Below are 14,973 nucleotides of genomic sequence, written 5' to 3' on the forward strand. Positions count from 1 at the left end.
TTCTGACATAGAATGGATTCCATATTAACTTGCGTTTTGTAACAATACTCGTTTTAGTTGTTTGCGGAAACGTACTCCTAACGTAGTTGCTACGATAACGATAACTCCAACAATGATTTTACCGATATGATCTTCTAGCACTCCAAAAATATCATGTAAGTTGCCACCTAACCAGTAACCACCGATTAAGAAGAATGATACCCAAAATAGAGCACCTGAGTAAATTGTAATCGCAAAACGACGGAATGGTAAGTTAATAATTCCTGCAAAATATCCTGTAAAATGACGTACACCAGGAATAAAGAAACCGATAAAAATAAGGAAGTATCCATACTTATCAAACCACATTCTTGTTAAGTCGATTTTTCTTTGTGTTAAAAATACGTATTTCCCATACTTTTGAATAAAGGGCATACCTAATTTATTTCCTAAAAAGTATTGAATTGTCATTCCTACACTTGTCCCAATAAAGGATAGGATAATTAAAATCGGTAAACTTAAATCGCCCTTCTGTGCTAAAAACCCCGCATATGCTAACGTTGGCTCTCCCGGAAACGGAAGTGCAATATATTCTAACAGCAAACCAACAAGTACAACATAGTACCCGTACTGCTGAAATAATTCATGAACCCATTCCATGTCATCTCTCCTTTCAATCACGTACAACTTCTTACTATTATTGTATAAAAAAATTGTCGAAATAACTATCACAATAGCTTACATTTTTATTACATTTTTGTAAGGCTCACACTAAAGTTTTCTGTTCATTATTTGCTACTATCCATTATCGTTTTAAAATAAGCTAACAACTATATATCAGACGAAACAAGGGCATTAATATGCATTTTTTATCCAGTTTTTAACAATTAAAGTCACCTTATTTTGTTCTCAATAAAAAACCACCACAAACTCATACTAACTTCATATTAGCTTCATATACGTATTGTAAGATTATATCGGAATTTGTTGAAAAATTTAACCAATATATGACTAAGCATTAAATTGAATAAATATAAGTAGTTTTTCGAAATTGAAAAAAGGGTGAATAAGAAATGGAAGCTTATAAAATGCATGATTTTATTAATACAAATGTTGAATCTCATCAAAATGAAACCGTTTTTAATTTACACATATGTGAAACAAGTGAATTTGACGTAAGTTTAACAAAATCTACAACACTGTCTTTTATCGTTTCAAAAAAGAACATTAAGATTGTTACGAAAAAATGGATTAATTCAAATCAAGAAAGCATGATTGGTAAAAGTTACATCATTCCAACGAAAGCTTTCCACTACTTCTTACCAATTATTTCTGAAACTGAAGATGAGCTAAATATTCAAGTTCAAAGTTTTGGACTACATGGTGAACTTTTACTAAATGAAAGATTACTTATTGATAAAAACAACAAACAAAATCCAAAGATTACTACCTTCTTTGAAACATTAGATGAAAATGTAAATAAAGTATTACGAGGATTGCAAATTCATTGTATGTAAGACTATTACAATAGTAAAAAGGAGAATATAATGAAAAAACTATTATTAAGCGCACTATTATCATTAGGATTTTTAACTATTCCATTCACAAATGCTGAGGCAGCTACAACAAACGATCAGCTTATCGTGAATACGCAGTTAAATAAAATGGATTATTATCAAAACGGACAATTTATAAAGAGTTTTACTGTCGCTACTGGAAAAGCATCCACACCTACGCCTAAAGGTACTTTTCAAATCGTTAATAAAATTAAAAACCGTCCTTACTATACAGGAAAAATTAAAGGCGGCGATCCACGTAATCCACTTGGTGACCGTTGGCTCGGACTAAACATGGCAGGAACTTACGGAACAACTTATGCGATTCATGGTACTAACAATAATCAAGCAATCGGCAAATGGACAACACTAGGTTGTATTCGTATGTATAACAATGATATACACTGGTTATTTGAGCGTATTCAGCAGCAAGCTACCGTCACTGTAAAATAACCTAAAAACAAGATTTATGTGTAGCCAAGAATTTTATATCTTGGCTTATTTTATTTATTCATTTACAGTAGCAAAACAACTGTATTTACATATATAATAAGAATAGGTTTCGTTAAGCAATATCAAAACATTGATAAACATGGATATTAAAATTATACAGTTATAATATTTTATAAATTTTACAATACATACTATAATAGAACTAATGTAATTCTGAAATATTCAGTTTCTCTAAACCATTCCCCTTGCTACTTTCATGATGACTTTATAGCGGGGGCTTATTATATGTATAAACAATTTGAGTTATCCAAAAAATGATGAATTCGAATATTGCAGTAAAAAGCGTTATTTAGGAGGTGTTACTATGACGCATATACTGGTGATTGAAGACAACCCAGATATACAAGAACTGATTCGTGAATTTCTAATGGCACAAAACTTTACTGTTGATGTCGTTGGCGCTGGAACAGAAGGTATTCTTCTTTTCCAAAAAAATTCATACGATCTTGTCCTCCTTGATGTGATGTTACCAGATATAGATGGCTATAGTATTTGTAAAATTATGCGAGGACAATCTGATGTACCGATCATTATGTTAACAGGCTTACATAATGAAGAAAGTGAAATTAAAGGATTTGAGTTAGGTATTGATGACTATATTACGAAACCGTTCCATTACACCGTATTTATTAAACGTGTAGAGGCTGTATTAAGAAGGGCAGCAACGAAGGAAGCAGAAGCTGCAACTATACTACAATTCCATGAATTGATGTTAAATTCTACAGCCTATGCCGCTTATGTTCATGGTAATCAAATTGAATTAACAACAAAAGAATTTGAAATTTTATATACTTTACTGCAAAATCGGGGAAAAGTATTATCAAGAAGTGATTTGCTGAATAAGGTATGGGGCTATGAACATTATGGTGATGTAAGAGTTATAGATACACACATTAAAAACTTAAGAAAAAAATTAGGGATTCCTTATATTAAAACGGTGAAAGGCATTGGCTACAAAATCGAATCGTAGTACAGACAACATCACCAAAAATATTTTCATCAAAACCTTATTATTTTGTATTCTTTTATCACTTTGTCTTTATCAAATTATTTATTTTCTAGCTTCAAACTACGATAAAGAACGTTTTGCAAAAGAAAATGGAGCGCTGTCTACAGAACAAGCGGATTCAGACAAACAAAACGACCAAAGTAAAACGAATCAAAGTAAGGCTGTTTCAGAGAGTATGATTTCCAATTTCCAATCTTCTATTATAGATTATAAAGCACTCTCTACAGCCATAAATCACCTTTTGCAGCCTAGCCAAACTGTAAAAGCAAAAGAACATACCCAAAATATTGCGGGGAAAAACAGCACTTCTACTCCACTTACAGAAATGGAAAAGCAAGTCGCTACTAATGATGCCTTACATAAACAAAATGCAGCAAATAACACAAATGATACACAAGATTATCCAAAATTAGCAGATGCACTGCAGCAATTAGCTCCACATATTGGTGCGACAATGCTTGCATTATCTTTACTCGGATCTTTAATTTATACGAAACTAATTGCCAAACCTTTTCAATTTATGAGTGATGCTTTAAAAGATATTATGAATCTTGATTTCTCAGATAAAAAGCTACTTAACAAAAATACAGATCAAACAGATTTTAATTTGCAAGTAGCTGCTTCACAGGTCCCAAATATAGTGAAGAATTTACATGCAAGCAATCAAGATTTAAGAAATGAACTCAAAAAGGAACAACAATTAGAACAATCTCGTAAAGAATTTATGTCTATGGTTTCCCATGAATTAAAAACACCAATCGCAGCCGTTATGGGACAACTAGATGGCATGATTCACGGAATTGGAGCTTATAAAGATAGAGATAAATATTTAAAACGTTCCTATGAAATGATGCAAGACATTAACATATTAACGGAAAAAATGTCGGAATTATCCAAAATACAAAATCCTCAATTTAAACCTGATTTAAAAGTTATCTCATTAACTAATATTATTGAGGATGTTATGAAGAAAGTAGATTACTTTGTATCTGTAAAGCAATTAAATGTTCAATCTAACATTAAGCAAGATGTACAAATTTTAGCTGACCCTAAATTTATTCAAACTGCTATTTTTAACATTATTTCAAATGCAATTCATTACACAATTGACCATCAGCATGTATATATAAAGCTTTATGAAAAGCCAAACGGTTATGCATTAGAAGTATTAAATACAGGTTCACAAATTGATGAGGATAAACTCGCCCATTTATTTGAGCCATTCTATCGCGCAAACCCTGGCAAACACGGATTAGTACAAGGTAGTGGCCTTGGACTATATATTGTAAAACAAATATTAGATAAACATCAGTTTCCTTATGGGATACAAAACACACCTCAAGGTGTAAAATGTTCTATTGTATTCCCAAAAGCAATGTAAAAAACCTACTACAATTTCATACCCCAAATTCATACTTCGTATGAATGGCGGAATTTTGTAGAGTATCTTACTCTGTTTCGTTCGCCCGTTATCCTTATTTGGATAGCGGGCGTTTTTTATTATTTAAAAGGAGGATCTTCATGGAGAAATTTAAGTATTCATTACTTGTTTTATTCGGAGCTTGTAGCTACGGCGTACTTTCAACTATTTTCAAACTCGGATTCATTGATGGATTTTCAGCACATCAACTATTAGGGGGACAATATGTCTTCGGATGGATCGGGCTTCTTCTGCTCGTTCTTTTCGTTTCACGTCATAAAGTAACAAAAAAGCAATTCTTTTCCTTACTAACAGTTGGCACAACAATGAGTATGACTGGTATCTTCTACGCTATTTCTGTAGAAGAACTACCAGCATCTATCGCTGTTGTCCTACTCTTCCAGTTCACATGGATTGGTGTCGTTATAGAAGCAATCGCTAATCGAACATTACCAAACCGTGAGAAAGTTATATCTATTATTATTTTATTTACTGGAACATTGTTTGCAGGCGGTGTCTTTGAAGGTCTCGGACAAAACTTTTCCACGAAAGGTATTATCTTTGGTCTATTAGCCGCTGTCTCTTTTTCATTCTATGTTTTTGCAAGTGGGCGTGTTGCTACAGAAGTTCCACCTTATACGAAAAGCTTTCTTATGACAACAAGTGCTACTCTAATCGTATGCCTATTCTTCCCGCCAACCTTTTTAACGGATGGTACCCTGCAAGCCGGTCTTTGGAAATACGCTTTCTTCCTCGGATTGTTCGGCGTTGTCGTACCTGTCATTTGTTTTTCAATTGGTGTACCGAAAGTAGGAACAGGACTTAGTACAATACTAGGAGCAGCTGAATTACCAACGGCCATTATCGCTTCTATTACACTTGTACATGAAGTCGTAACCTTCATGCAGTGGATTGGGATACTCTTTATACTACTTGGAATTTTTACTCCTCAGCTGCTTACCTCTAGGAAAGCAAAGAAGCATAGAAGCGTGCATAGTGCATAGTGCATGAAAATAGAAACTTGCATATAAATGTAAATACAGTTACAATATGGTATAATTTGAAATCTATTTGGAGGTATAAATGACTATTTTAAGCGTAGCTTTTTTTGCCATTATGTGTATCTTCTTCCTAATAAGATATATGAAAGAAAAGAAATTTTACGATGTGCTCATCATTCCCATTTGCATATATGCTGGAGCAGTCAAAACCCCTTTAGTAGAGTACTTAAACTTTAATACTACTTTCAAAATAACATATGATATTGCAGCTATTATTCTCGTGATCCTTGCTGTGCTTTTCTTCTTAAAGGATAAGAAAGAGAATCCTACTGCGTAACAAAAGACCTTTCATTGATTTGAAAGGTCTTTTTCTTTTTCTCTATCTCACTTTACCGCTCCATATAGCTTTTCTATCTCATGCTCAATTTGTTTTACATCAATTCGTTCAAATAGTGGCTGCACACTATCAATTCTATTCGGCAACGTATTTTGAAGCTCCCAATTTCGGTTCACAATCGATAATGTATTTCTAACTCTTTCACTTGAGAATGGTAAAAACGGTTCAAGGAGATTTGCAAAATTAGCGATAAGATACACACAGTTATAAATCGTTTTTTCGCATGAAACTGGATTATCTTCCCTTTGTTTCCAAGGCTGCCTCTCATCAAAGTATTTATTTGCAAAACGTACTGCATCAAATATTGTTTCTAACGCCACTTTAAATTTAGTTTGCTCAATTGATTCTCCTACATTTATATATAATCCTTCTACCTTCTCTTTCAGTTCTTCATTAATCATTCCATTCGGTACAATGCCATCATAATACTTTTCAATAAACTTTAATGTCCGGTTCACAAAGTTTCCGTATGCACCTAACAATTCACTATTATGACTGTAAATGAATTCACGCCATGAAAAATCAGTATCACGATTTTCTGGTGCATTGACTGTTAAAAAGTAACGAATAGAATCTGGATTGTAGCGTTCTAATATGTCCGGCACCCATACTGCCCAGTTTTTACTTGTAGATAACTTTCTTTTTTCAACTGTTAAATATTCATTTGAAACGATATGACGAGGAATTGCTCCTTCTCCTATTCCAAGTAATACCGCTGGCCAAATGATGGAATGAAACGGAATATTATCCTTTCCGTGCACATAATATGTTTTCGCTTCTCTACCCCAAAACTCTTGATCATCTTTCCCTGTTTCTTCAGCCCAATGTTTACTCGCTGAATAATAGCCTGTCACTGCTTCAATCCATACGTAAATTTTTTTATCTTCATACCCTTCTACTGGAATTGGTACCCCAATTGGTAAATCACGTGACACAGCCCTATCTAGTAATCCTTCCTTTACATATCTCTCTGTTAGTTGAATCGCATTGTCACGCCATGTTCCTTCTTGTTTTGCAGTTTCTACAGCCCTTTTAATTTGTTCCTGAAATGTATGCAATGCAAAATAGAAATGCTCTGTTTCCTGCACGGATGGCGTACTACCACATAACTTACATTTCTTTTCTAACAAATCGAGTGGATCTAAAATAGCTGAACACGCATCGCATTGATCTCCTCTTGCTGCTTCATGGCAATGTGGACAAATGCCTTCTACATAACGATCAGGTAAAAACTGCGTACACGCTTCGCAATACGCTTGTTCCACTGTCCTTTTATAAATATAATCTTCTTCTAATAAACGTAAAAACACTTTTTGAACAGTTTCATGATGGTGCTCACTATCTGTACGTGTATAGCAATCATACGTAAAACCAAGTTTATGAAAACATCGCTGGAATTCTTCATGATACTTATCAGCAATTTCCTTCGCCGTCACACCTTCTTGTTTTGCCCTAATTGCAATCGGTGTTCCATTACAATCACTTCCCGAAACATACAACACATTCTCACCTTTTGCCCGGTAATAACGTGCTAAAATATCTCCAGGTAACAAACTCGCAATATGTCCAAGATGCAACGAACCATTTGCATATGGCCAAGCGCCTCCAATAAAAATACTCATCTTACATTCCTCCTTTTAAATATAAAAAAGCCCCGCCCTTATCTTAAAAAAGATAAGGGCGGGGCTGTATAAACAGTCGCGGTACCACCTTATTTCGCCAATTACTCACATAATTAGCCTTAACAAGTACGGAGCTATATGCTCTTATACTGTGGTTTTGATAACGAGTACCAACTCTCGTCGCCGCCTACTATTATCATTTGATAAGTTCAGGACGAAGCTCAAAGGCCATTGTTCAAATGAATATTCTTGCTTCTTCTCAGCTATCGAAGCTCTCTGGAAAGAATGGCTTCATCCTACTTTTCCTTTTCAACGCTTATATATATAACACGTATTTTACGACTTAATTGCAGAAAAATCAAACTTTTATTCAGAAAGAAAAGGAAATCCTATCCTCTCATAGAATAACTATACGTTCACAAAAGGAGTGATACGATTGAATCAAAAACAACTAAGCGCACGTAATGAAAAAAGCTGGAATGCAGCTGCTTATGAAGCTTGGACGAATCGCCACGGGGCACCGGCCGATTATGCGAAAAAGCTTATGAAAGATCCCGTGCGCGAGGTAGATTACTATTTACCCTACATACAATCTCCAAAAGGAAAACATATTATTAATTTACTCGGTTCAAAAGGCAATAAAGCCGTTGCTCTCGCTCTTTTAGGAGCTGACGTAACAGTTGTTGATATTTCGGCAAGTAATGCAAAATATGCAAATGAACTTGCGGAAGCAGCAGGTGTCTCTATCCAGTATGTCGTTTCTGATGTACTAAATGTGCAGCTCTCCGAATCATTTGATATCGTATTACTGGAACTTGGTGTACTCCATTACTTTCTAGATTTAAAACCGCTCTTTAAAAAAATTGCTACCTTGCTTAAAGGAGATGGAACGCTTATCCTTCGTGACTATCATCCTGTTTACACGAAATTATTAGGCGTAGACCACCCATCATTTCGGGCTAACGGAAATTATTTCGATGAAGAATTAATTGAAGATGATGTTGCTTATAGCATCCTTCTGACAGAAGCGCAGAAAGAATCATTACCTAAAACAACCATCCGTCGCTGGACGCTAGGAGAAATTATTACAACACTTGCGGAAGAACATTTTAAAATTGAAAAACTAGTTGAAGAACACGGGTCTCATCAAAGGTGGGTCTTCCCTCCTACTGCACCGGAAGAAATTGAAGATCGTGTGCCTGGTTTATATACATTAATTGCGACAGCATGCAAAAAAGGATCCCTTCACGGATAGGATCCTTTTTGCATGCTCACGCATATAAGTTGAGGTTGGAGATTACCATAATTCTGTAGAATAGGACACAAGATATTTCAACATTTCGTCTCTGACTTACGTCGTCAAAAAGGGGTATGACCAACATAACGAAGAGTAATGTTACAGTTGATACTGATAATCGTTATCAACTAATTAGAAGTATACATGATGTTATTTCAAATTACAATAGCATTTCTCATTTTTATTTATGAACTTTTTGATATACAAATGTATACATTTTAAGAACATTTACTCATATCAATCTGCCATCTTCCATTATCTGCTATAATTTTCATTGAACAGATTAATAACTTCATAATGATGTTTTTATTAATGGCGTTCTTAATATTTATAAATCATAATAAATAGTTTTTAAAGGCAGGGGTAACGATGAAATATGTTAGTATTCGCAAAAAACTACTGTTCACACTCTTAAGCATTTCTTCTTTATTTAGTATTGCTCTTATTGTTATTCTTTCATTCGCTATGAACCAAGCAAGCGAAATTGAAACGTTAAAAAATGATGTATCAAAACGAGCAACAATTTTAAAAGAACGTGGTGATTGGTTCCAAGCACAAGTTGCCGGTTTACAAGAATATTTACTGTCACATGATCAAAAAGGATTGGATAAATTCAACCGAGAAGGAAAGAAACTTGCTGATACTAGAGAGAAAGTAACAAGTGATAAAAAACTCCCAGAAGGAATGAAAGAGGCGATTTTAATGGGAGCAAAATGGCGAAGCGTCATAGATGATGAAGTCCTCCCTCTCGCTCGCGAAGGAAAATGGGACGAAGCGTCCAAAATCGCTTTAGCTCAAACCGATTATGTAAACGATCTTTTAAGTCGTTTTACTAAATATGCAAATGAAGAAAATGATAAACGTGACGCATTAATTGCTGACGTAGAGTCTTCTTCATCTCTTATTCAATATATTATTTTCTTCTCACTCATTACATGTACGTTAACATCTATTTTATTAGCATGGTGGTTCTCTGGTAAACTCGTTAAACCGATACGACAAATTGATGAGAAATTAAAAGAATTAGCTTCTCAAGACGGCGATTTAACTGCTAGATTACACGTAACGAGTAAAGATGAAATTGGTGATATCGCCAATTCCTTTAATCAAATGCTCGCTAACTTACAACGTATCATAAAACAAGTGCAACAAACATCCACAAGTGTAAAAGAAGCGTCTGAAAATGTGTTTATCGAAACCACTGCTTCTATGGAAAATACAGCAAAAACCGAAGAAACTATGAATGCTCTTGAGTATAATATTCGTTCACAAGTTTCAAGCATCGAAGAAAGTTCAACTGCAATGGACGATATGACAACGAGTGTTCAGCGTATTGCAGAATCTGCCTCTACTGTTGCTAGCCTAGCTGTTACAACTTCAGAAAAAGCAGATAGTGGGCATAAAGTCATTGAGAAATCTATTACACAAATGCATACAATTAACGAAGCTGTTAACGCTACATCACAAGTAGTAGAGCGACTCATTACACATACAAATCATATTGATACTGCACTTCAATCCATTTCTAATATCGCGGAACAAACGAATTTACTCGCTTTAAATGCTTCAATTGAAGCAGCACGTGCTGGCGAACACGGAAAAGGATTCGCCGTTGTTGCCGATGAAGTACGAAAACTTGCTGAACAATCTCAGCTAGCAGCAACTGACATTAACCATTTACTTCATCAAATTCAAGCTGACACAAAAATAGCAAATGAAATGATGACACAAGGTCAGTCAGAGGCTTCGGAAGGAATTACAGTCATTCGTACCGCTGGATCTTCATTCTCGGAAATTGTTAACCACATTAACAAAGTCTCTACACAAATGCAAGAAATGTCTGCAACTGCTGAAGAAATGGCCGCAAGTTCAGAAGAAATGAATGCAGCTTTAAATAACATCGCCTCTATTTCAAATGAAGTTGCCGCCGAAACATCACAAACAGCAACTTCGGCTGGTGACCAAGTAAATAAAATGAGTGTCGTTGCTAAAAAAGCTTCTGAAATGAAAACGACCGTACAAGAACTTGAAGTTCTCGTTTCTCATTTCAAAACAAACGTTTAAAGCGAAACTTTCCTTTATACTTCTATGAGCTCCAAGTTGTTAAAAAGAGAGATTTACAGTCTCTCTTTTTTTAACCTTAAAATATCTCTTTCTATCTCTCATTACGTCTGCTATAATTCCTAGAGGAAAGAGGAAAGCTTTATTCCAGATGGAGTAAAGCTTTCTTTCGATTTTTTACATTAATTAATTCTAATACTAAGATTTCACAAAGGGGGCTTTTTATCATATGAATTTTATTAGCATTCGAAAAAAACTAATGTTCATGATGGGAACGATTTGCGCTTTATTTGGCATCGCCTTAGCTTTTATTTTATTTTTTGCTATTGACCAATCTCGTAAAGCTGAAACATTACAAAAAGAAATTTCTCCTCTAGCAACAGAATTGAAAGAGCGTGGAGACGCTTATCAAGTACAACTTTCTGCTTTAAGAGGTTATTTACTACAACACGATCAAGTAGAATTAGACAAGTTTAACGAGATGAGTAAACGTCTGGAGGATTCAAAAGATAAACTTCTTTCTAATCCAAATATTTCTCAATCCGTGAAAGATACAATGAATTTAGGGTCCACTTGGAGAAAATTTATTGAAGAAAAAGTCTTCATCCTTGCAAAAGAACAAAAGTGGGAAGAAGCTTTACAAGTAGCTTCTACAGAGAATGGCTCTGTTTATAAAGTAATTGGTGATTTCACAAATTACAGTAATGAACAAGCTAAGTTACGTGATCAATCTATCAAAAAAATTGATCAATCTTCACTACAAATTAAATATGTTATCTTCTTATCACTTGTTATTTGTATTATCGTAGCTATCATTCTTGCATGGTGGTTCTCTGGTAAACTTGTAAAACCAATTCAACAAATTGATAGTAAGCTAAAAGAATTATCATCTCAAGAAGGTGACTTAACAGCCCGCCTACAAGTAAATAGTAATGATGAAATTGGTACGATTGCAACATCATTTAATAAAATGTTAGAAAACCTACAACATATTATCAATCGTGTTCAAAAAACATCCGTAGAAGTACAAAACGCTTCTGAAAATATGCTAGAAAAGACGAATATATCACGCGAGGCAACAATAAGAGTTCAAAGCTCGATGTCTAGCTTAAATGCAAATATTCAATCGCAAGCCTCTAGTATGGAAGAAAGCTCAACTGCAATGGACGATATGACAGTAAGCGTTCAGCGTATTGCTGAATCTGCTTCATCTGTAACTGAACTTGCTGTAACTACATCTGAACAGGCTAACGATGGAAGTTCAGTTATTCAAAAATCCGTTTCACAAATGACAACGATACACGACGCGGTAAATGCTACGTCAGAAGTGGTCGAACGTCTAATCACCCACACGAAATATATTGATACAGCTGTTCAATCTATTTCTAATATCGCAGAACAAACAAACTTACTTGCTTTAAATGCATCTATCGAAGCAGCTCGTGCTGGCGAACAAGGAAAAGGTTTTGCTGTCGTAGCTGACGAAGTTCGAAAACTTGCTGAACAATCTAAAACAGCGGCAACAGATATTAACCAACTACTACATCAAATTCAACAAGACACTGAAACTGCGAGCTCTATGATGTCCCAAGGCCGTTCGGAAGCATTTGAAGGCATTCATGTCATTCGTGAAGCCGGCAACTCTTTCACAACGATTGTGGAACAAGTAAATAAAGTATCTACTCAAATGCAAGACATCTCAGCAACCGCTGAGGAAATGGCTGCAAGCGCTGAAGAAATGAACGCTTCACTGAATAACATCGCTTCTATTTCGACTGAAGTATCTAGTGAAACAGCGACAACAGCACAATCTGCTGAGAAAAAAGTCATTACGATGAATGAAATGACACAAACTGCTAAACAAATGAAACAAACAGTTGAAGAATTAGATCAACTCGTATCTCATTTCAAGACTGAATAGCTTTCAAAAAATATTCCTCTTTCAAGAGGAATATTTTTTTGAGCTCATTCCCTGCATATTATATATATATCCGTTATAATGAGAACCGATATCATTAATATGTAGGGGGTGCTATACATGTCACAACAAGCATTTGAAGAAAAGTTATATGCAAACTTAGAAGCTGTTATTGATCCTGAACTAGGTGTTGATATTGTTAATCTTGGATTAGTTTATGACGTTACAGCAGATGAAAATAATAATGCTGTCATTACGATGACGATGACTTCTATCGGTTGTCCAATGGCTGGGCAAATTGTATCAGACGTTAAAAAAGTATTATCAACGAACGTACCTGAAGTCAATGAAATAGAAGTAAATGTCGTTTGGAATCCACCCTGGTCTAAAGAACGCATGTCACGTATGGCGAAAATCGCATTAGGTATTCGTGACTAAATAAAGAAAGACCTGACATCCTAGTCAGGTCTTTTTCTCTTATTATTTTACGCCTACTGCATCATAAGCTTTCGTTACAGCTTGTACAGCTTTAGAGTTTTTACCATATAAATCTTCAGCTGACTGCAGAGCAGCTTGACGCATCATCTTAAAGTCAGAGTTCGCAGTTAAATATTTCGTAAGAGCACGGTAATAAATTTTTTCTGTCGCTTCACGGCCTACTCCAGTTACTTTCACACCGTAATGCTCTCCGCCATCAGATACTAAATATGCAGCTTTATTGTTAATACTACTGTTAATATGAACGCCGCCATTATCAGCTGTTCCAATGTAGCGTTTATTGTAATGATCTGGGTAACCTTCACTTGGTTTTAATGGATTTGGAATAGATGCTGGATCTTTCAGAGAACGAAGTGCATCGCCAGGTTTTCCAGGTGTATAAATGTCAGCACCTAAATCCCAGCTCTTCTTCTCAACCATGACACCCATAATATCAGATAACGATTCATTTAACGCACCTGACTCATTTTTATAAACAAGGTTTGCTGTATGTTCAGTTACAGCATGCGTTAATTCATGACCGATAACATCTAGTCCAGCAGATAATGGAATGAATGTTTTTCCATCGCCATCACCATACATCATTTGTACACCGTTCCAAGCTGCGTTATTCCAGCTTTCTCCGACGTGAACAGTAGAAATAAGCTTCGCACCTTTATCATCGAAAGAGTTACGATTAAATGTCTTTTTGTAGTAATCGTATACTTTTCCTGCATTTACATGCGCATCAACCGCTGCTTTATCTTCGAAGAACTTAGATTTACTCTCAACCTCTTCTCCTGTATATCCAAGCCATTGTGAGAATAAATTAAACAAGTTTTCATCCATATTTTCTGCATCAAATGTGTGAACACCTTGTCCTCGTTTACCATCAAATAAGTTGAACGCTCCTGTTTTCTCATCTTGAGCAATTTCAAATGATTGTCTATCGCCCAATACTCCGTAACCAAATCCTGTAATGTGATCTACAGCGTTATATTTCTCAATCACATTTCCATTCGTTGCATCAACAAAATAATGCCAATATCCTGGAGCTGGTTTTGAAATCGATGCTTTAACTAAGTATGCAAGATAGTACTTCCCATCTTTTTCATACACAAATAAATCTTTTTTCACACCGTCATAATTCTTTACTTTACCAACTTCTTTTTCAATATCTGCCTTTGCAATCGTTTCAGCTTGCTCTGCACTAATATTTGCAAACGCAGGAATATTTTTATCCTCTAAATTCGGAATAACTTGTCCGAAGAATGCTTTTACATTATTTTCTTTATCAAGTGTAACAGTTTGATCTGAACCATACACAGGAATGTTATTATGCTTCTCAACTAACTTCACATGTGTCGTACCAGATTCAGCATCTTTTTCCTCTCCAACGACATTGAAGTGTTTATCAATATTTCCTGCTAATTTAAACATATCTTTCTTACTCTCTAAATATTGAAAGACCGTCTCTTTTTTATCTAGTCCTTCCGGTGCTTTCCATTCTTCACCTATGTATGCAGGTGTTTTAAATTCTTGATGATATTGAATTTTTTGTTCTTCCGCTTTCGTTGTCGTTGCTCCAAATGTTCCAAATCCTCCGGCTATAACAGTTAACGCTAATGCTGATGAAATGACTTGCTTTTTCACTATAACATTCCCCATTCCCATAAAGATTTTTGACACTTTTATACAATTCTTATTTTCCGGGCCAATACCT

The 14,973-nt window shown here is 35.1% G+C and carries 13 protein-coding genes and 1 other annotated feature; of the genes, 10 read left to right on the forward strand and 3 right to left on the reverse strand.

Features of this window, described 5'->3' with window-relative positions:
* Nucleotides 1-24 precede the first annotated feature (24 nt).
* On the reverse strand, nt 25-639 hold the full coding sequence (locus tag ACU8YW_RS25080) for a DedA family protein (protein ID WP_088064752.1): 615 nt from the start codon (nt 637-639) through the stop codon (nt 25-27).
* 413 nt (nt 640-1,052) lie between these two features.
* On the opposite strand from ACU8YW_RS25080, the gene ACU8YW_RS25085 reads away from it, so the two are divergent.
* The 6 genes from ACU8YW_RS25085 (at nt 1,053) to ACU8YW_RS25110 (ending at nt 5,815) form a co-directional block, all read left to right on the forward strand.
* The gene (locus tag ACU8YW_RS25085; RefSeq protein ID WP_000388758.1) at nt 1,053-1,496 is read left to right on the forward strand and encodes a DUF3978 family protein; all 444 of its coding nucleotides are present in this window, start codon (nt 1,053-1,055) and stop codon (nt 1,494-1,496) included.
* Between the two features lie 30 nt (nt 1,497-1,526).
* Nucleotides 1,527-1,988: a L,D-transpeptidase gene (locus tag ACU8YW_RS25090; protein WP_097907648.1), complete on the forward strand. Its 462-nt coding sequence runs from the start codon at nt 1,527-1,529 to the stop codon at nt 1,986-1,988.
* A gap of 364 nt (nt 1,989-2,352) precedes the next feature.
* The gene (locus ACU8YW_RS25095) at nt 2,353-3,018 is read left to right on the forward strand and encodes a response regulator transcription factor (protein WP_000148835.1); all 666 of its coding nucleotides are present in this window, start codon (nt 2,353-2,355) and stop codon (nt 3,016-3,018) included.
* A complete protein-coding gene (locus ACU8YW_RS25100) occupies nt 2,996-4,438 on the forward strand; it encodes a sensor histidine kinase (RefSeq protein WP_426934183.1) in 1,443 nt (480 codons plus the stop codon). The genes ACU8YW_RS25095 and ACU8YW_RS25100 overlap by 23 nt, the downstream gene beginning before the upstream one ends.
* Nucleotides 4,439-4,578: 140 nt before the next feature.
* Nucleotides 4,579-5,481, forward strand: a complete 903-nt coding sequence (locus tag ACU8YW_RS25105) for an EamA family transporter (protein WP_098857433.1) — start codon at nt 4,579-4,581, stop codon at nt 5,479-5,481.
* A gap of 79 nt (nt 5,482-5,560) precedes the next feature.
* The gene (locus ACU8YW_RS25110; RefSeq protein ID WP_000154152.1) at nt 5,561-5,815 is read left to right on the forward strand and encodes a hypothetical protein; all 255 of its coding nucleotides are present in this window, start codon (nt 5,561-5,563) and stop codon (nt 5,813-5,815) included.
* A gap of 47 nt (nt 5,816-5,862) precedes the next feature.
* On the opposite strand, the gene metG is transcribed toward ACU8YW_RS25110, so the two are convergent.
* The gene (gene metG, locus ACU8YW_RS25115) at nt 5,863-7,497 is read right to left on the reverse strand and encodes a methionine--tRNA ligase (protein ID WP_340437838.1); all 1,635 of its coding nucleotides are present in this window, start codon (nt 7,495-7,497) and stop codon (nt 5,863-5,865) included.
* 51 nt (nt 7,498-7,548) lie between these two features.
* Nucleotides 7,549-7,819: a binding site (T-box leader), on the reverse strand.
* A gap of 114 nt (nt 7,820-7,933) precedes the next feature.
* Here metG and ACU8YW_RS25120 point away from each other — a divergent pair.
* From ACU8YW_RS25120 to ACU8YW_RS25135, 4 genes are all read left to right on the forward strand, one after another.
* Nucleotides 7,934-8,752: a class I SAM-dependent methyltransferase gene (locus ACU8YW_RS25120; protein ID WP_426934182.1), complete on the forward strand. Its 819-nt coding sequence runs from the start codon at nt 7,934-7,936 to the stop codon at nt 8,750-8,752.
* 411 nt (nt 8,753-9,163) lie between these two features.
* On the forward strand, nt 9,164-10,858 hold the full coding sequence (locus tag ACU8YW_RS25125; RefSeq protein ID WP_106383002.1) for a methyl-accepting chemotaxis protein: 1,695 nt from the start codon (nt 9,164-9,166) through the stop codon (nt 10,856-10,858).
* A 226-nt stretch (nt 10,859-11,084) separates the two neighbouring features.
* Nucleotides 11,085-12,776 (forward strand): methyl-accepting chemotaxis protein, encoded by a 1,692-nt coding sequence (locus ACU8YW_RS25130; protein WP_426934181.1) that lies wholly within the window; start codon nt 11,085-11,087, stop codon nt 12,774-12,776.
* Between the two features lie 117 nt (nt 12,777-12,893).
* The gene (locus ACU8YW_RS25135) at nt 12,894-13,211 is read left to right on the forward strand and encodes a metal-sulfur cluster assembly factor (RefSeq protein WP_000082523.1); all 318 of its coding nucleotides are present in this window, start codon (nt 12,894-12,896) and stop codon (nt 13,209-13,211) included.
* 42 nt (nt 13,212-13,253) lie between these two features.
* Here the strand turns inward: ACU8YW_RS25135 and nprB are convergent, their stop codons facing one another.
* Nucleotides 13,254-14,903, reverse strand: coding sequence for a neutral protease NprB (gene nprB / locus ACU8YW_RS25140; protein WP_446894021.1), 1,650 nt, complete (start codon nt 14,901-14,903; stop codon nt 13,254-13,256).
* Nucleotides 14,904-14,973 lie beyond the last annotated feature (70 nt).

This window comes from Bacillus pretiosus (assembly GCF_052947655.1).